Raw genomic sequence first — 251 nt, 5'->3', positions numbered from 1 at the left:
TCGCTCCGGACGTACGACCTGCGTCGCCGCCGTCTCCGCCGTCACCACCGTCACCGCCACTGCGCTGCAGCGGGTTGGGGTTTCCGCCGTAGCCGTAGGAAATCCCGCCTGAGCCTCCTGAGCCGCCTGCGCCGCCCGCGCCGCCGTCTCCATTGCGGCCGATGAAGGTCTGGCCCTGGAACTCGACAACGCGACCACTTCCGCCGCGGCCGCCGGGGCCGCCGTCCCCGCCGAAGCCACCGGGCCCGATG

Annotated in this window: 1 pseudogene; it reads right to left on the bottom strand. The window is 73.7% G+C overall.

Going from position 1 to position 251, the window contains the following annotated elements:
• Positions 1 to 251: pseudogene (locus F0Q45_RS28500) on the bottom strand (hypothetical protein); the annotation flags it as partial.

It is taken from the genome of Mycobacterium simiae (assembly GCF_008370645.1).
GTDB lineage: Bacteria > Actinomycetota > Actinomycetes > Mycobacteriales > Mycobacteriaceae > Mycobacterium > Mycobacterium simiae_A.
The sequence above is the reverse complement of the archived record's forward strand: the minus strand, read 5'-3'. Positions and strand labels throughout refer to the sequence as shown.